Annotated in this window: 19 protein-coding genes; 10 read left to right on the top strand and 9 right to left on the bottom strand. The window is 44.5% G+C overall.

What is annotated here, in order from left to right; genetic code table 11:
• Positions 1-73: 73 nt before the first annotated feature.
• The 4 genes from malQ to QUB11_RS05480 form a co-directional block, all read right to left on the bottom strand.
• Positions 74-1,582, bottom strand: coding sequence for a 4-alpha-glucanotransferase (gene malQ, locus QUB11_RS05495; protein WP_333205871.1), 1,509 nt, complete (start codon positions 1,580-1,582; stop codon positions 74-76).
• Positions 1,583-2,045: 463 nt separating this feature from the next.
• Complete coding sequence (locus QUB11_RS05490; RefSeq protein ID WP_333105443.1) at positions 2,046-2,171, bottom strand: photosystem II protein Y; 126 nt, start codon at positions 2,169-2,171, stop codon at positions 2,046-2,048.
• Positions 2,172-2,378: 207 nt separating this feature from the next.
• Positions 2,379-3,137, bottom strand: coding sequence for a MinD/ParA family protein (locus QUB11_RS05485; protein WP_333389983.1), 759 nt, complete (start codon positions 3,135-3,137; stop codon positions 2,379-2,381).
• Between the two features lie 74 nt (positions 3,138-3,211).
• Positions 3,212-5,002 (bottom strand): CHASE2 domain-containing protein, encoded by a 1,791-nt coding sequence (locus tag QUB11_RS05480; protein WP_333389981.1) that lies wholly within the window; start codon positions 5,000-5,002, stop codon positions 3,212-3,214.
• Positions 5,003-5,471: 469 nt separating this feature from the next.
• On the opposite strand from QUB11_RS05480, the gene QUB11_RS05475 reads away from it, so the two are divergent.
• The 5 genes from QUB11_RS05475 to QUB11_RS05455 all read left to right on the top strand — a co-directional run bounded on the left by QUB11_RS05475 (position 5,472) and on the right by QUB11_RS05455 (position 10,106).
• Positions 5,472-6,212 carry a DUF928 domain-containing protein gene (locus QUB11_RS05475; RefSeq protein WP_333389979.1) on the top strand — a complete coding sequence of 247 codons (741 nt, stop codon included), beginning with the start codon at positions 5,472-5,474 and terminating at the stop codon, positions 6,210-6,212.
• Positions 6,213-6,353: 141 nt separating this feature from the next.
• On the top strand, positions 6,354-7,088 hold the full coding sequence (locus QUB11_RS05470) for a DUF928 domain-containing protein (RefSeq protein WP_333389977.1): 735 nt from the start codon (positions 6,354-6,356) through the stop codon (positions 7,086-7,088).
• Between the two features lie 230 nt (positions 7,089-7,318).
• Positions 7,319-8,113, top strand: coding sequence for an HAD hydrolase-like protein (locus QUB11_RS05465; RefSeq protein ID WP_333389976.1), 795 nt, complete (start codon positions 7,319-7,321; stop codon positions 8,111-8,113).
• A 412-nt stretch (positions 8,114-8,525) separates the two neighbouring features.
• Positions 8,526-9,743, top strand: a complete 1,218-nt coding sequence (locus tag QUB11_RS05460) for a DNA double-strand break repair nuclease NurA (protein WP_333205876.1) — start codon at positions 8,526-8,528, stop codon at positions 9,741-9,743.
• Positions 9,744-9,887: 144 nt separating this feature from the next.
• Positions 9,888-10,106, top strand: coding sequence for a hypothetical protein (locus QUB11_RS05455; protein WP_006633087.1), 219 nt, complete (start codon positions 9,888-9,890; stop codon positions 10,104-10,106).
• 155 nt (positions 10,107-10,261) lie between these two features.
• Here QUB11_RS05455 and QUB11_RS05450 read toward each other — a convergent pair whose 3' ends face one another.
• Complete coding sequence (locus tag QUB11_RS05450; protein WP_333205877.1) at positions 10,262-12,331, bottom strand: ABC transporter ATP-binding protein; 2,070 nt, start codon at positions 12,329-12,331, stop codon at positions 10,262-10,264.
• 445 nt (positions 12,332-12,776) lie between these two features.
• On the opposite strand from QUB11_RS05450, the gene QUB11_RS05445 reads away from it, so the two are divergent.
• Positions 12,777-13,298 carry a GNAT family N-acetyltransferase gene (locus QUB11_RS05445; RefSeq protein ID WP_333205878.1) on the top strand — a complete coding sequence of 174 codons (522 nt, stop codon included), beginning with the start codon at positions 12,777-12,779 and terminating at the stop codon, positions 13,296-13,298.
• Between the two features lie 70 nt (positions 13,299-13,368).
• Here the strand turns inward: QUB11_RS05445 and QUB11_RS05440 are convergent, their stop codons facing one another.
• Positions 13,369-14,691 carry a tetratricopeptide repeat protein gene (locus tag QUB11_RS05440; protein ID WP_333256501.1) on the bottom strand — a complete coding sequence of 441 codons (1,323 nt, stop codon included), beginning with the start codon at positions 14,689-14,691 and terminating at the stop codon, positions 13,369-13,371.
• Positions 14,692-14,724: 33 nt separating this feature from the next.
• Between QUB11_RS05440 and QUB11_RS05435 the strand changes: the two genes are divergently transcribed.
• From QUB11_RS05435 to hisC, 4 genes are all read left to right on the top strand, one after another.
• Positions 14,725-16,005, top strand: a complete 1,281-nt coding sequence (locus QUB11_RS05435) for an esterase-like activity of phytase family protein (protein WP_333205880.1) — start codon at positions 14,725-14,727, stop codon at positions 16,003-16,005.
• A gap of 414 nt (positions 16,006-16,419) precedes the next feature.
• The gene (locus QUB11_RS05430; protein WP_333205881.1) at positions 16,420-17,274 is read left to right on the top strand and encodes an alpha/beta hydrolase; all 855 of its coding nucleotides are present in this window, start codon (positions 16,420-16,422) and stop codon (positions 17,272-17,274) included.
• Positions 17,271-17,984 carry a glycerophosphodiester phosphodiesterase family protein gene (locus QUB11_RS05425; protein ID WP_333205882.1) on the top strand — a complete coding sequence of 238 codons (714 nt, stop codon included), beginning with the start codon at positions 17,271-17,273 and terminating at the stop codon, positions 17,982-17,984. The genes QUB11_RS05430 and QUB11_RS05425 overlap by 4 nt, the downstream gene beginning before the upstream one ends.
• A 129-nt stretch (positions 17,985-18,113) precedes the next feature.
• Positions 18,114-19,160: a histidinol-phosphate transaminase gene (gene hisC / locus QUB11_RS05420; RefSeq protein WP_333205883.1), complete on the top strand. Its 1,047-nt coding sequence runs from the start codon at positions 18,114-18,116 to the stop codon at positions 19,158-19,160.
• A gap of 90 nt (positions 19,161-19,250) precedes the next feature.
• Here the strand turns inward: hisC and QUB11_RS05415 are convergent, their stop codons facing one another.
• From QUB11_RS05415 to QUB11_RS05405, 3 genes are read right to left on the bottom strand one after another with little or no spacing between them, the layout of a single operon-like run.
• Positions 19,251-19,718 (bottom strand): type II toxin-antitoxin system VapC family toxin, encoded by a 468-nt coding sequence (locus tag QUB11_RS05415; protein WP_333140379.1) that lies wholly within the window; start codon positions 19,716-19,718, stop codon positions 19,251-19,253.
• Complete coding sequence (locus QUB11_RS05410) at positions 19,712-20,029, bottom strand: antitoxin family protein (protein WP_333205884.1); 318 nt, start codon at positions 20,027-20,029, stop codon at positions 19,712-19,714. Before QUB11_RS05410 ends, QUB11_RS05415 begins: the two co-directional genes overlap by 7 nt.
• 46 nt (positions 20,030-20,075) lie before the next feature.
• Positions 20,076-20,876, bottom strand: coding sequence for a class I SAM-dependent methyltransferase (locus QUB11_RS05405; RefSeq protein ID WP_333205885.1), 801 nt, complete (start codon positions 20,874-20,876; stop codon positions 20,076-20,078).
• Positions 20,877-20,967 lie beyond the last annotated feature (91 nt).

Here is a 20,967-nt window from a genome sequence, read left to right as displayed (position 1 = left end):
AGTTAGTAGTTAGTAGTTTTTTTAATAACAAATAACAAATAACCAATGCCCTGCGCGGGCCAATGCCCAATTTTTAATTTTTATTGGGAGAACGCCCGCTGATGTAAGTCATGGTTTTGAGCCGATCGCGCACTTCCCAATTCAAAGCTTCAGGCCGATACCGCCATCCCCAATTTCCCTCTGGTTTCCCCGGAAAATTCATCCGCGCGTCAGTATCTAAACCCAACAAATCTTGAAACGGCACAATTGCCATATTAGCAATAGAAATCCAGCCCATGCGGATTAAAGACCAGTGAATTCCTTGGGGATCTATGCAGCCCAAATAACGCAAAACTTCATCTCTTTCGTAGTTTTGCAGTTGATTGAACCAGCCGACAGTCGTGTCGTTGTCGTGGGTGCCGGTGTAGACTACGGAGTTGCGATCGTAATTGAAAGGCAAAAAAGGATCGCCCGGACCACCGGCAAAAGCAAACTGCAAAATCTTCATTCCTGGAAACTCGTATCGATCGCGCAAAGCTTCCACTTCTGGAGTAATTACCCCTAAATCTTCAGCGATAATCGGCAAGTTGCCAAACTTTTCGTTAATTAGATCCAATAAAGCTGTTCCCGGCGCTTTAATCCACTCTCCCTCGATCGCAGTTTCTTGTCCGCGCTTCACCGCCCAGTAAGCGTCAAATCCTCGGAAGTGGTCGATCCGAGTTACGTCTACATAAGCGAAAATCGCTTCAAAACGCTGCACCCACCACTCGAAATTAGTTGCTTGCAACTTCTCCCAATTGTATACGGGGTTGCCCCACAATTGACCTGTATTGCTGAAGTAATCAGGGGGAACTCCCGCCATTAAAGCTGGTTCTCCGCTGGCTTCATCCAAGCAAAATATTTCTCGATGAGACCATACATCCGCGCTGTCGTGAGCTACATAAATCGGAATATCGCCAATAATTTTAATGTCCCGCAGGTTAGCATAGCGTTTCAACTCCGTCCACTGGCGAAAAAACTCAAACTGGACGTATTTGTAGTAATAAATCTCAGCATTTAGCTGCTGGCGCCATTTCTCTAGGGACTTGGGTTCTCGACGGGCAATTTCTGGTTCCCAATTGTTCCAGCTAACACCGCCAAAGTGATCTTTTAGTGCCATAAATAAGGCGTAATCTTCCAGCCAATTCTCTTTGCTTTCGCAAAAACCTGAGAATTCTTTTTGCTGGATCGGGGATGCTTTGGCTTTGAAGTTTTCGCAAGCTTTTTTGAGCAAAGGCACTTTCAGGGCGATCGCTCGCTCGAAGTCTACATAATCCAGCGGAAATTCTGGCAAATTAGCGAAGTCTTCATCTCCGAGCAATTGCTGGTCCCGCAGCATTTCTGGGTTAATCAGCAGCGGATTTCCCGCCATTGCTGAATAGCACGAATAAGGAGAATTGCCGTATCCTGTCGGGCCTAGCGGCAATAGTTGCCAGTATTGCTGGTCGCTCTCAACTAAAAAGTCAATAAAGCGATATGCTTCTATTCCCATGTCCCCAATGCCAAATTGACTGGGAAAGGACGTGGGGTGGAGTAAAAGGCCACTCGATCGGGGAAAAAGCATAATCTATCTAAAGATATAGGAATTTAACATTGACAATTTGACCTATCTTCCCTACTAATTAAACTTCGTAGTTTTGAGGGAGATTCTCAGGGCAAATTCTTTTGTGATTGTCTCATATTTTCTGCGATTACGTGCTTACCAAATATTTTTATAACACTCTACTCACAAGTCCTGAGTAGAGAGGAAAACATCACAATCCGAAGTTATGCGCTCGCCCTGCTTTCACAGCTAGGTTTTTTTACCCAGGCTCGTTTCCTGCAACAAAGTATTTTGCTTGAGCGTACCCGGTTTTTGCCTAATCTTTAAATTTAACTTTTCTTGGGTTTTTGCCCCATCTCTCTGCAGTCGTAAATTGCTCACCAAGAATCAGCCATCACTTAAGCAGAGCCAATGCACAAATTAGCCGACTGTTTTGTATCTCAAAAAACAGCCGGCTGCGAAATTACTTGTGATAATGCTTAGTTCATGCTTGCTTGTTCAACATTTTCTGCACTTGTTTGAGAGCTATAGCGCCGACGTTGTAAGCAGCCCAGCCGCCCGCCAACAATACGGGCATCAATACTATTAGTATGCGGAAGTCAAAATCCATGAGTTCTCCTCCTAAAGTTTTTTAACAAATTCTCATAATCTATTTGTATCTCATTTTGTCGCCATTCTCCTGACTCTTTAACCAAATATTGTCGCCTTTAAAAGTTCCTCTGCCACTGGCAGCCGGATACGCAGGAGGACAGCGCTCCCCAAGAATTGAGAGCGAAAGCGAAACTCTTGGGCGGGCGATCGGCATTCGCTGCACTAATTATCCCACAATCTGTTTGGCAATCCCTTCCACCACCTTAGTTAGAGGGTCGTTAGGGAAGTGCAGCGCAAACACCCCCTTGCTGGCGAGCAGCATCATCTTGTCGCTGTGGGGCAGTACCCCTGCCACTGGGATGTTGTAGATACTCTCTACTTGCTGCTTCAAATCCTCGAAATCCAGCGATTCTGGGGCTTTGTTAATCGTCATCAAAATCTTGGGAACTTCTAATTTGCGGGCCACATCTACCGTGACAGCCGTTCCCTGAAAATCTTGCTGATCCGGACGCAGAATCAGCAGCAGGATGTCGGAAATGGTGATGCTGAGGAGGGTTTCTTCGTTGAGCCCCGGGTGCGTGTCTATAAATAGGTAGTCTAAGTTCAAAACCTCGATCAGTTCTTGAAAGCCGTCGGTAAGCAGTCCCACATCGTAGCCTTCGCGCAAAACTCGCGCTATCTCCCCTGCTTTAATGCTCGAAGGAATCAGGTAGAGGATGCCGTTACTGGCTAATTTTGGTAGCAGCGAACTCACATTGTAGGCCGTATCAGCGATCGGACATCGGCCCCACAGGTAATCGTTCAAGCAGCGATCCATATTGCTCTCGCTGAAACCGAACAGCACGTGAATCCCCGGCGATTGAATGTCTGTGTCCACAATGGCGACTCGATTTCCGCCGCGAGCGATAATAGATGCCAGGTTTGCTGTCGTGTTCGATTTGCCAGTTCCGCCCCGGTAAGAGTGGACAGAGATGATTTTGGACATGATCTGCGTATGAGGGTAAGAAACGGGGAGAACCCATTATGATGCAATTCTCGATGATACAGTCGAGTTGTCGGTCATTCTTCCTTGTCCCCCAAATCCTCCTTGTCTGCTAAACTATCAATTTTTTCATCTTTTATCATCTTTTGGCCGCCCCTGCGCTGCCGCATCTGTTTGGCTTTGGTTTGCAAATCGCTGAACTCGTCATCAGGTTTGGTTTCGGCTGAACTAGCACCGCCGCCCCCATTGATGGGGACACCTGTTTGAGAGCCGCTTTCCAATTCAGTCACGGCGGCGCGCTGCTGATGCTGTTTGGCTTTTTCCTGCAACTGAGCTAAGTAATCGTCTGTCTGACTTTCGACCTTGGGAAGCTCTGGGGTAATGGCAATTATTTCTTGGGGTTCGGAAGATGCTTTTTCAGAGGTTTCTTGTTTGCTAATCCTCAGTTTATCTTTCTTTTGCTGCAATTCTTTAAAGAAATCAGATTCTGTGATTTCTGCGACTTGCTGTTCTTTTTTGGCTTGGTCTATTTCGATTTTGAAGACTTGTTTTACTCGATCGCTAATTGCTTTCCCGTATCCGGCTTTATTAAATCTCTCTGCTGATACAATGCTACCGCCAGTTACGATTAATGCTAAGGCTGGCGCTGCCACAGGCACCCACCCTCCTAAGAGAAAAATCCCAAAGCCGATCGCGCAGCACCCGGACAGCAGTGCTCCAAATGTCACCGTCAACTTCGCTGGGTGAGCCATCCGCGATGCCAAGGTTCCTCCCACAATTGACCATGCCGAAATCCACAGAATTTCTGCCCATTCCGGCCAAAACCAAAACATCGGTCTGTTGTCTAAAACTGCACTCAAAATTTGGCTGACTACTTGTGCGTGTGCCACGATCCCCGGCATGAATTGGTTTTTTTGCTGTCGCCCACTATAAGGAGTATAAAATAAATCTTTAACGGTTTCTGTGGTATAACCGATGAGAACTATTTTATCTTTAACTAAATTCGGGTCTACTTTCCCTTCTAAAACATCGGTAATTCTGACTTGGTTTGCGACTTGCTGCTTGGAACGATAGTTAATTAATATTTGATATCCCCTGACATCGGCATTTTTGTATCCTCCGTCATTGCTTGCTAGTTGTTTTAATTGAGTTTCTCCCAGCCATAAAGATTGATCTGGTGCCAGTTGGGGATAGATTTTTTGCCCTTGCAGGTAGCGGAGTGCTAGCTGGAGGTTGAAGGAATATAAAACTTGAGAATTGTCATTGCAAAGATGTTTTTGGGCCGAGGCATTGCCCTTAATTGTCGGCGGTTTCATAAATAATAAAGCCCTGCGGAGTATGCCACCCGGATCGACTCCGAAATCTGCAAATCCCACCCGGTTTTGTGGCAGCCCCGGCGCCGGCGGAGAACCGGGATTGTCCGGGCTTCCGTCGGTGACTAAACATACCCCGATTATTCGATCGCTTTTTTGTAAAACTTTAGTTAATTCCTCCCGCCCGTCTCCTAAAGGTACGTCTCGCAGTACATCTAAACCGATGACTGCCGGCTGCATTTTGTCGAGTTTTTGTAAGATTTCAGCTATTTTGCGATCGGATATTGGCCACTGTTTCAGTTTCTGAATGTCTGCTTCGGTAATCCCCACAACTAGCAAACGCGAGTCTGGCTGTTCATCGGGACGCCACCTCACCATTTGGTCGTAAGCGCTTAATTCTACTGGTTCGAGTATTCCTAGCTGTCTGGCTCCCATCAAGGATAATGTTACTGCCACGCTGGCAATTAATACAGACTTAGCCAAGAAGAGTGATGGTTTATACCTTTGACTCACTTGAGCCACTGCCGATCGAAATTTGTTAGATATTTTACTCATTATCCAGCATAAAAGTTTGACTCGTTTCTGGAACAGCAGTTGGTTCACATTGGGAGCATCTCATATTTGTAAAAACACTTCTTCTTCCTGCTTCCTTCTGACTCTTTCCTCCTGACTCCTGACTCCTGGCTCCTAACTCCAATTTCTAGATTGGCTGCTTTCATTGAGATGCTCCCCTTCACATTTCCCGCCTGCTGGAGACTTCCTCCATCTTAGAACACTCGGAAACTCCGACCACTTTGTTACAAAAATTTACAGTACGTGGCGAGCAACTGTATCTAATGATACTTGCGGCCTAGGCAACCTGATGTTTCCGACAGAGAATCCACTTGCCGATCGAATTAATAAATGTTATTGATGATATGTAAAGGTTTAAATTGTGTATCTGCGCCCTCGACTAGCATCTCAAAAATATTTGTCGCCATCAGCGAATGCCTGTGTTTGCAATTATACTGAAAGGTACAACAAAATGAAACGTTTTCTACATCGGGCTACACTTGCGGTCGCCGTATCTGCGATCGCAGCTACCTTACCCAGTTCACTGGTACCGATGCGCGCACAATCCCAGCCGCTTCTGCTGAGTCAAAATTTTAATTTCAAGCCTCCCGACGTAACAGCCCCCGCCAACCGACAAGGAGGAACACATCGTGGCAACAAGCTTTGTCCAGCGGGTTTATCTATTACTCCTTTAGTGCCTCCAACTAATATCGGTTTAACCCTAACAGATTCTCCCACAATTTTTGTCTATATTCCTAACACCTCGCCCGAAATAGAGTTTACTTTGCTCAACGAAAAGGAAGACAAAGTAGTCTACGAAAAAACCTTTAAAGTTGACAAATCCGGGATTGTTGGAGTTAGTATTCCTGCTACCGTGGACAACAACAAATCCCTTGAAGTTGGCAAGCGATACGTATGGTCGTTTTCGATGGTTTGCGACCCGGAAGACCGATCGGCTGATTCAGTTGTTAAAGGGTTCGTGCAGCGAATTGAACCGCAGGCAACTCTCAAGAGCGATTTGGCAAATCCCGACCCGATGACTAGGCTCAACGTTTATGCTCAAAATGGGATTTGGTACGAAACTCTCGCTACTTTAGCCCAAATGCGGCGTCAGACACCGGAGGATGTGAAGCTGACAGCCAAGTGGACGCAATTATTGCAGTCCCAAGGACTGGAATCAGTTGCAGCTCAACCACTGGTTGCGCCTCTTTAAATCTCGATATTTCTTGAAGTTTGGTCGGTCTGCCGATGGCGATGTGAAAATTGACCCATTTACTCGATCGCACCCGGGGTTAAAACTCCGGGTTAACATAAGATATGCGCTCTATAAATATTTATACAAGTTGGTGGAAAAATGAAACGTTTTATACATTTTACTGCATTGGCGATGACTGTATTGGCGATCGCCGTTACTCTCCCCAGTTTGCTGACACCGATGCAGGCTGTGCCTGCACCCATTCTGCTGAGTCAGAATGTTAATTTCACACCTCCCGATGTAACAGCCCCCGACAACCGGCAAGGGGGGACGCATCGAGGCTGTAAGTTACGGGATGGTTTATTCATTACTCCCTTAATACCTGAAAGCAATATTGGCTTAACGCTAACAGAGTCGCCAACATTTTTTGTATATGTTTCTCAACCGGCAGCTCAAGTAGAGTTTATTTTGCTAAACGCAGATGAATCCGAAGTAGTTTACGAAACTACTTTAAAAAATGACAAAGCCGGAATAGTTGGAGTTAGCCTTTCTGAGAAAGACAAGACAAAAAATATTGAGGTGGGTAAGCGATATGTGTGGTCGTTTGCACTAGCCTGCGATCCTCTGGAGCGTTCTGGAGATTATATTGTTAAAGGATGGATGCAGCGAATTGAACCCCCGGCAAATCTCAAGAACGATTTGGCAAATCCCGACCCTATGGCTAAGGTGATTGCTTATGCTAAAAATGGGATTTGGTACGAGACTATTGCTACTCTAGCCGAAATGCGGCGCCTCGCACCCGATGATTCGCGGCTGACGACCGAGTGGACGCAATTGTTGCAGTCCCAAGGACTAGAATCGATTGCTACTCAACCTCTAGTTCAGTCTTTTTAATAACGACTGTTCACCAATCCTTGCTGAGTGTTTGCAGAGTCAATTCTTCAATTATTCAATCCAGTGACCGAAAGCAGCCAGGGTACAAGCCCCCGTTTTTATCCTGGTACAACCAAAAAATAGTATCCGATAACCAGTCCCCGGATTCATCAGTGATATCGCTTCGTTCAATTCTCAAATTCTTCAATTATTCAATCCAAAATCCAAAATCTAAAATCTAAAATCGATTGATGGCTAATAACTTTCCGACAATTCTAGCTCTTGATTTTGACGGTGTGATTTGTGACGGACTAATCGAATATTTCCAAACAGCTTGGCGTACCTACTGTCAAATCTGGAAACCAGTCGAAACAGTGCCAGATCCAGATTTAGCTTTGAGTTTTTACCGAGTGCGGCCCGCCATCGAAACTGGTTGGGAAATGCCGCTGCTGATCCGCGCATTACTGACAGGAATTTCTCCAGAGCAAATTTTGCTAGAGTGGCCCAATATAGTACCGTATTTGTTGACCGAAAATAATTTAAAAGCGCAGTCGGTAGGCGCTATGTTAGACGGATTGCGCGATAATTGGATTGCTGAGGATTTAGCTGGGTGGCTGTCTTTGCACCGCTTTTATCCAGGGGTTGCCGATCGCTTGCATTCTTTACAGGAGAGTTCGGTGAAAGTGGCGATCGTCACTACGAAGGAAGGCCGTTTTGTGCGGGAACTTTTGCAACTAGCAGGCGTACAAATGCCGTCTGAGTTAATTTTTGGCAAGGAATACAACAAGCCGAAGCACCAAATTTTGCGGGAATTTTTGGCCGCGTCTGGCAAAGATTCGACTATTTGGTTTGTGGAAGACAGGTTAAAAACTTTGCTGTCGGTGAAGCAGCAGCCGGATTTATCTCAGGTGAGGTTATTTTTGGCTGATTGGGGTTACAATACTTTGCCCGAACGGGAATCTGTGGCTCAAAATCCACCAGTTCAATTGCTTTCTCTGTCGCAGTTTGCCGGAGATTTTGCAAATTGGCTGCCGATCGACTGTTGATGTTAGATTTGTTTACAGTAGTGATTTTTTTTCGCTTTTCAGAGTCAAAAAAAATCACAAAATTTTACATCTTTTTTGTTGACTTTTGCGGCGCAGACATGGTATTTTAATATAATGGGATGGTAGCAAAAATAATATTTGTGCAACCATCCCATTATAAGATATATAATAACAGGAATTCTCAAGAAAAGCAAGGATATCGAAAAAAAAAATGATTTTTTTTGATACAGTCTTGGAGGTACTATTGACCTGAGAAACGGATTTTTTTACAGTTTCTTCGGGCTGCAACGAAGTATTTTAGTTTATCAAACCCGGTTTATGACAAAAAAACCAAGCTTCTGAACCAAAAATTTGAAAAGTGTTTTGATAATTTCTCAGCTTGAAAGCTTTCTAATATTGAGACTTAAAACCGATGCTCGATTTAACTAAAGCAGCCAAGGCAATGCAGGGAATGAGCCAACATTTGAATGTGGAAGCTCAGGCGGCTCGCCAACGTTTGGAAGTGGCTCAGAATTTGCTGGTAAAGGCAGCAGCGGAACAGGAAAAATTGGTGGAATTGCAAGAGAATTGGCGCGATCGCACTTTATTCAATGCTGCCACGCCGATCGAGCCCTTAGACGATCGCACCTACATCACCGCACCCCCCGCCTCTCACACAGTCTTTGCCACAGACGGATCGCAAATTTCCCCCAACCATCACGAAATAGCCTACTGCTACCTGCTAAACGTCGGCACAGTCATGCTACACTACGGCCAAAGTCGCCACCCAGTTTTAGACAGCGTACCCGAAGTTTTCTACAAACCCGAAGACTTGTACGGTTCGCGACAGTGGGGAATTAGAACCGAAGAATGGATGGGATACCGGCGAGCAGTTTCCGAAGCAATTGCCTTAGCAGAAATGGGCTGCAATTGGGCAAAAGTTAACGACAATAAATTGCCCGCGCCAGCTTTAGCAATGGTAGACGGTTCCCTGATTTATTGGTTTTTGGAACAGTTACCCACCGACGCGCGCGATCAAATTTTGCTGCCAATTTTAGAAGCTTGGGACAAGTTGCGTTTAGCAGGAATTCCGCTGTTAGGATACTTAAGCGCTTCTCGCAGCAGCGAAAGCTTATCTTTTTTACGGTTTGAAGCTTGCACCCACGAAGTACCAGACTGCATGACAAATTGCCCGAACGTCGGATTTGCCGCCACAATTTCTTTCGCCGAAAAAGCACCTTGTCAAGAATTTGAACCATTGCGGGATGCCATATTGTGGGCAACAATCCTGTCACCTGGACAAAGAAGCCCTTTGTGGAAATCCCAAGCTCGAATTTTAGATTTGTACGGCATTAATTCCGTCTATTTCTGTTACGTTCACGTTGGCACAGAAATTGCTAGAATAGAAGTGCCGGAATGGGTAGCACAAGATACAGCACAGCTAGATTTAGCATTAGGAATGATGCTGGCTCAAGTACACAAAGGCGGCGGGTATCCGGTGACGCTAGCAGAAGCTCACAATCAAGCGGTAGTCACGGGGGGCGATCGAACTCGCTTTTTCGCTTTGTTAGAGCAGCAAATGATTAAAGCCGGCTTAAAGAATGTCGGAATTTCTTATAAGGAAACACGGAAGCGCGGCAGTATTGCTTAAAGTAATAAGTAGAGTAGTCCTTGACGCAGAAACCGGGTTTTTACGGAAATACTGCATTTGAACCTTTAACACAGATAAAAAACCCGATTTCTTTGGTATTGATACGTAATTTATGTAGAGTTAAAATAGAGTTAAAAATGTTATATGCCAATAGAACTAATTATCTTAATTGCTTCGTTACTTGTATCTTGGCTAGTGTTTAATTGGGCTTTTAAAGTATTGAAAGCCAGCATCGGGACAGCGATTGGTTTAGCAGCAATTGTGCTGACGATGCAGTTATTGTTTGGCATCGGCCCAAATCAGCTTTTCCAACATATAATTCACTTGCCGGAAACCCTGGGGAAAATGATTTCAGGCAAATGAATCAATTTTAGAGTTGCGATTTTAGATTTTAGATTCTTTTAGATCCCCGACTTCTTCAAGAAGTCGGGTATCTGGGTATTCCGAGAATTTTCCCTCTTATCGATAATTCATCCGTGTATCCGTGTCAAAATCCGTGTCGTGCCTTCCTTCAGATATTAACTGCCCAGCATTTGCAACTTGTACAAGCTGGCATACAACCCTTCTAGCTGCAACAACTCTTCGTGGCTGCCCGACTCTACTAACTGCCCGCGTTTGAGCACTAAAATACGATCGACATTTCGGATAGTCGAGAGCCTGTGGGCAATAATTATCGCCGTTCTGTCCACCATCAAACGCTCTAGAGCTTCTTGAATTAAAGCTTCCGTCCCCACATCCAAACTAGCAGTTGCCTCGTCGAGAACTAAAATACTAGGATTGCGAATAGCGGCACGAGCAAACGCTAATAATTGCTTTTGTCCCCCCGAAAGATTGGTTCCCCGTTCCCGCAATTGCGTATCATAACCTTGAGGCAACTGTTCGATTAAACGGGCAACATTAGTCTTTTCTGCTGCTGCTTGAATTTCCTCAATCGAGTAACTTTCTCCCAGGCTGATATTGCTCTTCACGTCACCAGCAAATAGAAAGCCATCTTGGATAATCACGCCTATGTGCCTGCGTAACTCTGCTTGAGGCAAATCCCGAATATCGACATGATTAACCAGAATCCGTCCTCGGCTAGGTTCGTAAAGGCGACACAGGAGACGGATAATCGAACTTTTGCCCGCACCGGTGGGGCCAACTAATGCTACTTTTTCGCCGGATTTGATGGTGAAATTGAGGTTTTGCAGGACATATTCGTCTTCTTTGTAAGCAAACCACACGTTGTCAAATTGGATTTCTCCCGATTCAGAATTCTGCGATTTGGCATTTTCTCCCCCCCGAAGCTTGGGGGGATTGGCGGGGGGTGATTGGGGATTGTTAGGCACTAAACGATATTCGGAACTTGCTGGATTTTGATGATTATCTGCCAATTCTCGATCGAACGGAGACAAGTTGTAAGCCGTTGCCTCTGGATGTCCAGTTATCAACAACGGTGAATAACCTGCCCTTCTTCCTCCTTCCCTCTTCCCTCTCCCTTCAAACATCCGTGTATCCGTGTCAAAATCCGTGTTGTGCCCTTCCTTCTTCCCGCTAGTTGGATCTTTAATTTCGATCGGTTCGTTGAGAATATCGCTAATCCGTTCGACAGCGGTAAATCCTGCTTGAATTGCTGTGAATTTCTCAGCAAATTGCCGCAGCGGATCGAAGAGACGCTGAGCAAATAAAATGAATGCTGAGAGAGTACCGAAGTTAAGATTACCGGCTAAAACCCTTTGACCCCCCATCCACAAAACGGCTGCAATCGCCACTAAAGCAATCCATTCTAATGTCGCAGATACGGCTGAGTCGTAAAATATAGTTTTGTCAACTGCTTTAATGTAGCGTTTATTCGTGACGCGAAACAATTGTGAATTGAACCTTTCGCGGCGGAATAGCTGCACTACGCCAATACCAGTCAGGTTTTCTTGCAGTTGGGCGTTGAGTTCGGAAAGTTCTTCTCTGGTATTGTAATTGGCTATGCGATATTGGTACTGGAAATAAACTATGACAGCGGTAATTGGTATCATCATCAGCACCAACATTAAAGCTAGTTGCCACTGCATGGTAAACATGAAAATGGCAATTACTAAAATTGAAAATAAATCGCTGACAATGCCGATCGCCCCTGAAGAGAAAACCTCTCCCAAAGCTTCTACATCGCTGGTGAGGCGAGTCATCAGTTTACCGACAGGAGTGCGATCAAAAAATCTCACTGCTAGCGATGTGACGTGGGCGAACAAATCATTTCTAATATCTGTAGTAATTATTTGCCCTACTTTCGTGACTAAATAGCCTTGAACTGATTGCAGTGCTAATCTAAGTGTTATAGTTAGCATGAGCAAAATAGCCAAAATATTCAAAGCAGCAGATAGAGACAATCCCCGCAAGAATTCGTAGGTAGGTTCCGAGCGAATTACCGAAATTGCCTGTCCGATGAGAATGGGTTGAATTGCTCCTGAGACTGCTAGCGGTACTAATAGTGCGATCGAAATAATCAGCAAGCGTTTGCTGCGGGTTGCGTAAGATGCCAACCTCATGAATAACCGCCAGTCTGTTTCCTGGCCGGATTTGTTTTTGGTGTCTGCTACTGGTGAGGAAAGAGTCATCCGATTTTAGATTTTAGATTTTAGATTTTAGATTGCAGAAGCTATTATGCTGCTAAATTCGGCGGCTTTTTGTGAGGATATCGAGCTTTTTTTTCGCTGCGCGGCTTGTAGGGCGGGCGGGCGAGATCAGTTCGCTCAGCTTTGAGCAAAAAAGCTGTACAATATATCCAACTAATAATTGTAGCAAATAGAGTCAGTCAAATGAGGAAATATTGTGCAGATCCAGCAAATTATCCAACCTGACAGCGCTCTGTCACCCGTATTTATTACAACAGCGGATACCCGCTACTTGCCACTTTATGCCTTTAGACATAGAGTTGGCCACTGGTTTTATTTGCTGGTCAAATGCTGGGTTTTCAAAATGCAGTTCACTGCATTGAAGAAATTGATTTTACATTTCACCGTCGTCCCAATGAAAGTGTATTAGCCTTTTTGGGTATAACTTATGCAAGAAATAGAGACAGCCAGATTGTATCTGAGACAATTTAGGCCAGAGGACTTAGACGATCTGTACCGCATCTACAGCGATCCGGAAACAATGAAATACCTCACAGGAGTTAGAACGAGAGAAGCAACAGAAATTGCCATTCATACCATGCTCAAACGTTGGGAACAAAACAACTTCGGAATGTGGGCTTTAGTACATAAAATAGACTGTAAAATGATTGGTCGCTGCGGACTGGCTTTTCTGGATCAGACACCGGAAGTTGAGCTGGGCTATGCGCTAGACAAAGTTTATTGGAATCAAGGATTGGCGACAGAAGCATCTTTGGCTAGTCTAAATTATGGATTTAAAATATTAGATTTGGAGAGAATAGTTGCGATCGCCCGCCCAGAAAATATTGCCTCCCAGCGGGTGATACAGAAAGTTGGCATGAAATATGAAAAAAATGCTCATTACTACGAAACTGATGTACTATATTACTCTATCTCGCGAGAAACCTACGATTCAAAAGTAGTTTTGTAGGGTGTGCATTGCACACCTTACTTCATTTAAATTACTCACATTGCAATTTGTCATTATTGCCTGCTGACAACTACGAAGTTCTTTGCAATTGCTTGTTAACTTTTTGAATTTTCTTAGCAAAATACTCTTGTCTGTGTCCCAATTTTTTAGCCACGTCCAACCCTTTTTGATAGGATTCCAAAGCTTTATCGTAAGCCTTCATCTCTTGATAAACTTGACCGATATTGTCATAAGTGTTCATCAATCCGTAGAAATTGTAAGCCCGCTCTTCTAACAGCAACTGCATTTGATAAATCCGCAAAGTCGGCTCCCATTGCTTTTGCGATCGATAAAGTAATGCTAATTTATCTAAAGCTTCACTAGCTTGGGCATACTGTTGAATAGGGACGGCTAAATTGTAGGCTTCCTGATAGTATTGAGCTGCTAAATTGATTTGACCTATGGTTTGGTAATCGCTGGCGATCGCAATTTTGAGCGGTGGTATAGCGCTTGGATTTTGTAAGTTAAGATACACCGATGCTAGTTTTTCCCTAGCTGCGATCGCCTTTAGGGGTTGTTTCGACTGTTGGTAAACATAGGCCAACTGTCTCAGGGTATCTACCTCAGTTGGAGGAGTTACAGGCTGCGGCGGCGCGCCGTTTCCCGCAACTACAGCAGAATTTTGCACAGCAGAATTAGCAGCAAATAAAGCGCGGTTTTCCTGAATTAAAGTAGCCAATTCCTCATACACGGGAGCAGCTTTATCGTAACTCAACCAATTGATGTGAATAAGCCCGATCGCCTTCAAAATCTGACCTTCAGCCAATATATCTTGGTTTTGGCGCGCATTTTCGAGAATTTCTTGGTAAACTTCTACAGTCGGGCCTTTAGCGCGCACCTGCTGAAAAGCCGCAGCGAAGGCGGGTAGCAACTCAGTATTAAGTGGTACTTGGGATTTGACTTCTTTTTGAATTGCTTGCAACCGTTTAGTAATAAGCTGTAGTTCGAGGTTTTTACCATTACTCCAAGCAACACTTCCCACCCGACTCAAAGCAGCAATTTCCGCCGCCGGGCCCAGATACCTCCGCAGCCGCAATTCTCGGAACCAAATTTCAAAAGCACCCGCGCCGTCTCCAGCTTGCAGTTTAGTCGCTGCTTCTAAGTTTAACTCTTCCAAAGCCGCTGTCAGTTCGTCCCGCTGAGTGCTGCTCAAAGATTCATTAGCGGGAGTTAGGGGATCGGGTGTGGTAATTTCTAGAGGATTAGGAGAAAATTGATCGAGGGCTGGTGGATTAGTTTGGGCGCTAGCAATAGAACCAGCACACAGCCACAGGAAAAGCAAGCACCCAATTGGTACAGAACTTCTCATTCTAAAAATTTGGTTGCCGCGATTCGGCATCTCTTCTGGAAACATCAAGTTTTGCATATCTACAAAACGGTATAAATTATGTCACAAAGATGGCACAAAAGTAAACAGTTCAACAAGAGCAACAAAATAAATGTCACCGTGCTGAGCAATTATTGGCATTTAAAGACGCTGGGCGATCCTCTTCGAGGGCTTCGCCAACGCATTTTACGCTTATTTAGTCTAGCCCTAATTCTCTTAACTGTTTGCACAGCTTGCGCCCCCCCTCCCGCAGTTGCAAAAGACCGATCTTTTCCAGAATTGTCCCTCGAATTTTTGGGCGAGTACGAATTGCCAAAAACCAATTTTGAAGGAGTACCAGTCGGCGGTTTGTCAGGAATTACCTACGATCCCAAAGGTATTAGCGCAGTCACTTCCAAAGCTTATCGCTTTTACGCTCTCTCCGACGACCCCAGCGAAAACGGAGAAGCGAGATTTTACAGTCTCCGACTAGACCTCACATCAAGCGATCCAGCAAATATTCGCCTGAAAAAAGTTACCGTTGACGGCGTTACATCCCTCAAAAAAGCAGACGGTGAAACCTTCTCTTGGGGTTCCATAAATCCCGAAGGCATCGCCCTTTCTCCCCGCAATTCAGTATTTGTCGCCAGCGAAGGCGTTACTCATGTGGGCATCCCTCCTTTTCTCGGAGAATTTGACCTCAAAACCGGGCAAATGCGGGGAAATTTGCCGATACCAAAGCGCTATATTCCCGATGCCAGCGATGAAAAACAGCAGCAAGGAGTTGTGGACAATTTAGGTTTTGAATCTTTAACCATCGACCCAGAAACCTTTAGTCCGGGCGGTCTTGATCCGTTTCGTTTGTTCGCAGCTACGGAAGCGCCGTTAATGCAAGATTTAGACCCCGAACAGGCAAGCAAACTGCGTCTTTTACATTATATCATCGTCGATAAAACGCCGCAATTAGTCTCGGAGAATCTTTACAAGTTAGACCAAGTTCCCATGACTATTTTGAACGGTTTAACAGAATTAGTAACTGTCGGTGGCGGTCAGATTCTGAGTTTAGAACGTTCTTTTGGGCTGTCGGGATACAGCGCTAGGATTTATCAAGTAGCAGTTGGGGCGGCTACAGATACTTCGAGAATCCAGAGTTTTAAAGGACGAGTGGCGGTCGAACCTGTTAAGAAAAAGTTGCTGCTAGACTTAAGCCAACTCGGAATTCCGCTATATAATTTAGAGGGAATGACCCTCGGCCCGCGCTTGCCAGATGGCAGCCAGAGTATAGTTTTGGTCAGCGATGACAATTTTGATGAAGCGCAGAAAACTCAGTTTATCTTGTTGAGTTTGAAGGGCAAAGGTTAAGTCAGAAGGGCGGGCTAGGAGCAACGGCCCACCCCACAAGAAGATTTATTATTTGTGAAAAAACAATATTGCCTGTTTATGAAAACTGTACAATAAAATTCACTCTTTGTGGAACAGGCATCTTGCCTGTTCATAAACAGGCTAGAAGCCCACCCCACCCCACAAGAAGATTCTTTGTGAAACAGGCATCTTGCCTGTTTATCAAAACAGTACAATAAAATTCACTCTTTGTGGAACAGGCATCTTGCGGGCTAGAAGCCCACCCCACCCCACAAGAAGATTTATTCTTTGTGAAACAGGCATCTTGCCTGTTTATCAAAACAGTACAATAAAATTCACTCCTTGTGGAACAGGCATCTTGCCTGTTTCTAAAAAAGTTAAATCACATTTATCCACCTATAAAATACCCTAATTATGCCAACTCGTAATACTTTGCACTTACCAGACATTGAACTTTCCTACCTAGAATGGCAGCCAGAAACTGGGACAGAAAAAGTTCCGCGTTTGCTGCTGTTACACGGTTTAGCAGATAGTGCGTTTGTCTGGACTAGCTTGGGCAATTACTTGTCCAACCGCTATCATATTGTAGCGCCCGATATGCGCGGTCACGGAGAGAGTAGCAAACCGAAAACAGGCTATACTTTTGAAAGTGCGATCGCAGATTTAGAAGCTTTGATGGTACATCTCAACTGGCCAGACGCCCACATTTTAGGACATTCTTGGACGGGAAAACTAGCACCGATTTGGGCGAGGCAAAATCCCGATCGCTTTTGCAGTATGATTTTAGTAGACCCCATCTTCATCACCAAACTTCCCGCCGCGATGAAACTCACCCTGCCAATTGTTTACCGAAAATTAGACTGTCTCAAATGTGTGGGCCCGTTTGCGACTTTAGCCCAAGCAGAAGCAGCGGCAAAACAATCGGGAGAATACGCAGATTGGAGTGATGTGCAGCAAATGGTATTCCAACAGCAAATCGAACCAAAATCCGACGGAAATTGGGGCAGTAAATTTGCGATTGCAGCCAGAAATCAGATATTTTCAGAAGTGATGAAAGTTGCCGGTTTAACTGAAAATATTGAGATACCAACTTTGTTTGTACAGCCGGAAAAAGGCGTAAATCGCATGGCTTGGCAAATGCAGCCATACAAGAGATACTTGAAAAATCTTACTGTTGCAAAAGTACCGGGGAATCACTGGTCTTTTTTGACTCAACCGGAAACTTTTAATCAAACTGTGGCAGATTTTTTAGAGGGCACAAGACAGTGAATGTAGAAATTATCGCACATCGGGGATTTTCGGCGATCGCCCCGGAGAATACTTTAGCAGCTTTTGAACTGGCGATCGCCCGTGGAGCTCATTCGATCGAATTTGACATCCAGCTATCCGCCGACAACGTACCAGTGATTTTTCACGACGCAACATTAGATAGAATCACTGGAGTTTCTGGCAAAGTTAGGGAAACAACCCTGTCTCAATTGCAGACACTTAATGCGGGAAAATGGTTTAGCGATGAATTTTCACAAGAAAAAATTCCTACCTTAAAAGAATCATTAGCTATCCTCAAAAATGTTGACAAATTTCTTTACTTTGATGTCAAACCTCACTGTGAGTGGTCGGATGCAGATGTCGCGGCTTTTGTCAATAGTTTGAAGGGCGCAGAGATCCAACATAAATGCGTTATTACTTCCTTTAACGATGGATTTCTCGAACAAGTGCGGCGGCTATCTGGCGATTTGGCGATCGGACACATTGTTGCTAATCTAGAAGCGTACAAAACTCAATTTGCTCAAGCTGTGGCGCATCGGGATAATTTGATTAGCAGTCAGTATCGCGTGTTGCTGGAAAACCCCGCACTAATTCAAGAAAGCCGGAGTCAGGGAGTTGACATTGTGGCCTGGACGGTGGACGATCGAGCGGATATGCAAAAGTTAATTGATTTGGGTATAACGCGGATAGTCACTAATTGTTTGATATAATTTGTTTAACTTGATATCTTGCACCATTATTAAGAACGGGCTCTTCGGCCCGTTCCACAAAACTCAATATATCTTGCACCATTATCAAGAACGGGCTCTTCGGCCCGTTCCACAAAACTCAATTAATAGATGAATTATTTTCGCAAAAACATCCACGAAATGTCTGGCTATGTGCCTGGGGAACAGCCACCGCTAGGCACAAAAATTATTAAACTAAATTCTAATGAAAATCCCTATCCGCCTTCTCTCAAAGCGTTAAAAGTGCTTCAGGAAATAGACGGAGAAATGCTGCGGCGCTATCCAGATCCAACGGGCAAAGTTTTCCGCATTTCTGCTAGTAAAATTTTTGGAGTTGCTGACGATTGGATTATTGTAGGTAACGGCAGCGACGATTTATTAAACTTGATAGTTCGCGCTGTGGGCGAATCGGGGAAACAGATTGTTTGTCCCGCGCCTACCTATGTATTGTACCGCACTTTGGCACAAATTCAAGATGCAGAGTTTGTTGAAGTTCCTTATCCCGATGACTACAAGTTACCAGTCGATTTGCTAATAGCAGCCCAGGGTGCAGTGACATTTATAGCTTCGCCAAACAGTCCATCGGGAACAGCCATCTCTCTTGCAGATTTGGAGAAACTGGCTAAAGAGTTATCGGGCATTCTTGTCATCGACGAAGCTTATGTAGATTTCGCAGAAGAAAATGCTTTGGAATTGACAAAAAAGTACAGTAATGTTATAGTTTTGAGGACGCTTTCCAAAGGTTATTCCCTAGCAGGATTGAGGCTGGGTTTTGGCATAGCAAATCCGGCGCTGCTGGCAGAATTAAATAAAATCAAAGACAGCTATAATGTGGATGCTTTAGCCTATGCAGTGGGGGCGGTTGCGATCGCAGATCAAGACCACAAAATAGCCAACGCCGAAAAGATTAAGGTCTCGCGAGCAAAACTAGCCGTTAGTTTCCAGGAATTAGGCTTTGAAGTTTGGCCCTCGCAAACCAACTTTTTGTTAGTTAGGCCACCAAACGGCGATGCAGAAAGAATTTATCAAACACTGAAAGTACGAGGAATATTGATTCGATACTTCAATCAGCCACGATTGGAAGACAAATTGCGGATTAGTGTAGGTACGGAGGAACAGAATCAAATATTGGTTAAAACTTTGAAAGAAATTCTCTAAATAACGATCGCACTAAAATTAGTTTCTAGTGAGGAATGCAAGTCCTCTGATTTTTATGAGGACTTGCATTCCTCACTAGACATAGCTTGATTACGGATAATTATTAGGATTATCAATAGCTAACCCTTCTGAATGAGCAATATTCAGCAATCGATTGTCCGCCGAAACAAAAATTAGTTGAGTTTCTGGCACCGACATGAGCAGAGTTTTAACGTACATACCAGACGCCAACTGCACAGCATCATAAGCGCGCAAAGGGTATTGCACAACCAATTGACCTGCACTTTCAATCAACGCTTGGTCAACTTCAATGATTCGATACTTGGTCTCGAATTCATTGCGAAACTTTTGCAAAATTATGTCAAGTTCACCAGCAGACATACTCCCCTCCCGCTGACGACGCGACAAGGCGCTGTGTAACTCCACCCATGTAATCTGGCTAATAGTTAAATCGTTATTTGCAGCCACATCAGTAATCGATTGAATCCAATTACTCCCTGTTTCAGGCACGTAACGTTTGACCAAAGCACTGGTATCTAGAAAATAAGTATTTACCACGGGCCACGATCCTCTATAACTATTTCAGAGACAGGTGTCCCCGGCCTTCCCTTCAGTTCTTCAAACAGTTCGCGCCATTTCTCTTCACGTCGTGCTAATTCAACAGGATCGAGCTTACCCTGCTTATTTGGCAAACGCATCAATCCTCGTACATCCATCAACTTAATCGCTTTTTCGCGATCGCCCTTGAGTTCTTCCGGCGAAACTTCCGCTACAATTGTGATTTGCACAGTTTCCCCATCATTCAATGACAAAGGACTCAAGGGACGAAAAACCCCGTTTTCGTAGATAGCAGTAATAGTTTCTGGCATAATTAGCCTCTTAATTAAATGCTTTGACTTATTGTACTTCTTTTAATTACTTCGTTGCCACCACAGCCAAATTCCAAGCCAAGCGCTTCATCAAAGGCAACTTCTTCAAAAACCAATCCAACCCTTCCAACCGAGAGTATTCCGGTTTCAATCTCTCTTGTTCAATGATAATTTTTTTCCAATAACGCTCCTCATTCGGATGCACTTTTTCGATCAAATAAAAGCGCAAAAAAATCCAAAGCGATGTCAGCCAAAAGGTATCATAAGCCGTCTCCGAAAACAAAGACTTGATAAAATTCACAATATTAATATCCAAAGGAGTTTCATCCTCCGTCCGCACCTCAGTCGCCATCCTGCGGTAAACATTAATCACCGGATTGTGCTTCATCGGGTCCCAAAAACAAGCTTTACCCCCAGGCTTCAGTACCCGGTGCATTTCGCGAATCGCCTTTTCCGGTTCCGGCAAATGGTGCAGCAAATTAGAAGCGTAGACAATATCAAAACTGTTGTCCGCGAAATCCATAGCCATTGCATTTACAGTGCAGCCCTCTATTTTGACGCCGTTTTTCTCAGCCAATTTCAGGGCAACTTCTACCATGCCCTGAGAATAGTCCGCCGCCACACAATGCGCGCCTTTTTTAGCAAAATAAACGCTGTTTTCTCCGGCGCCGCAGCCTAAATCTAACAGGCGTTTGCCTGTAATATCGCCCATTTGCTGGACGATAAATCTATTTTCTGGGGCGGTGCAAGCTTCAAAGTAATCATTGACTCGAATGCCGTCAATATCGATTGTGGATGCCCAAGCATCGTGGAATTGCCGCTCTTTTTTTAAAGTTTCGTCTTGCATTTTTTACGGTTTGTTGTTGCTAAGGAATGAGAATTAAATAACTTCCACAAGATTGTGGGATGGGCGTCTCGCCCGTCCTTTTTGGACGGGC

The sequence above is a fragment of the Microcoleus sp. B6-A1 genome (genome assembly GCF_036705085.1).
Classification (GTDB): Bacteria; Cyanobacteriota; Cyanobacteriia; order Cyanobacteriales; family Microcoleaceae; genus Microcoleus.
This window is presented reverse-complemented; position numbering and strand designations above follow the sequence as displayed.

Bases quoted from the DNA above. Each gene is read 5' to 3' on its own strand.
- QUB11_RS05470 (WP_333389977.1), top strand. From the start codon at position 6,354: ATGAAACGTTTTATACATTTTACTGCATTGGCGATGACTGTATTGGCG.
- QUB11_RS05455 (WP_006633087.1), top strand. From the start codon at position 9,888: ATGCCAATAGAACTAATTATCTTAATTGCTTCGTTACTTGTATCTTGG.
- QUB11_RS05435 (WP_333205880.1), top strand. From the start codon at position 14,725: ATGTCACAAAGATGGCACAAAAGTAAACAGTTCAACAAGAGCAACAAA.
- QUB11_RS05465 (WP_333389976.1), top strand. From the start codon at position 7,319: ATGGCTAATAACTTTCCGACAATTCTAGCTCTTGATTTTGACGGTGTG.
- QUB11_RS05430 (WP_333205881.1), top strand. From the start codon at position 16,420: ATGCCAACTCGTAATACTTTGCACTTACCAGACATTGAACTTTCCTAC.
- hisC (WP_333205883.1), top strand. From the start codon at position 18,114: ATGAATTATTTTCGCAAAAACATCCACGAAATGTCTGGCTATGTGCCT.
- QUB11_RS05450 (WP_333205877.1), bottom strand. From the start codon at position 12,331: ATGACTCTTTCCTCACCAGTAGCAGACACCAAAAACAAATCCGGCCAG.
- QUB11_RS05460 (WP_333205876.1), top strand. From the start codon at position 8,526: ATGCTCGATTTAACTAAAGCAGCCAAGGCAATGCAGGGAATGAGCCAA.
- QUB11_RS05405 (WP_333205885.1), bottom strand. From the start codon at position 20,876: ATGCAAGACGAAACTTTAAAAAAAGAGCGGCAATTCCACGATGCTTGG.
- QUB11_RS05490 (WP_333105443.1), bottom strand. From the start codon at position 2,171: ATGGATTTTGACTTCCGCATACTAATAGTATTGATGCCCGTATTGTTG.
- QUB11_RS05445 (WP_333205878.1), top strand. From the start codon at position 12,777: ATGCAAGAAATAGAGACAGCCAGATTGTATCTGAGACAATTTAGGCCA.
- QUB11_RS05485 (WP_333389983.1), bottom strand. From the start codon at position 3,137: ATGTCCAAAATCATCTCTGTCCACTCTTACCGGGGCGGAACTGGCAAA.
- QUB11_RS05475 (WP_333389979.1), top strand. From the start codon at position 5,472: ATGAAACGTTTTCTACATCGGGCTACACTTGCGGTCGCCGTATCTGCG.
- QUB11_RS05480 (WP_333389981.1), bottom strand. From the start codon at position 5,002: ATGAGTAAAATATCTAACAAATTTCGATCGGCAGTGGCTCAAGTGAGT.
- malQ (WP_333205871.1), bottom strand. From the start codon at position 1,582: ATGCTTTTTCCCCGATCGAGTGGCCTTTTACTCCACCCCACGTCCTTT.
- QUB11_RS05440 (WP_333256501.1), bottom strand. From the start codon at position 14,691: ATGTTTCCAGAAGAGATGCCGAATCGCGGCAACCAAATTTTTAGAATG.
- QUB11_RS05410 (WP_333205884.1), bottom strand. From the start codon at position 20,029: ATGCCAGAAACTATTACTGCTATCTACGAAAACGGGGTTTTTCGTCCC.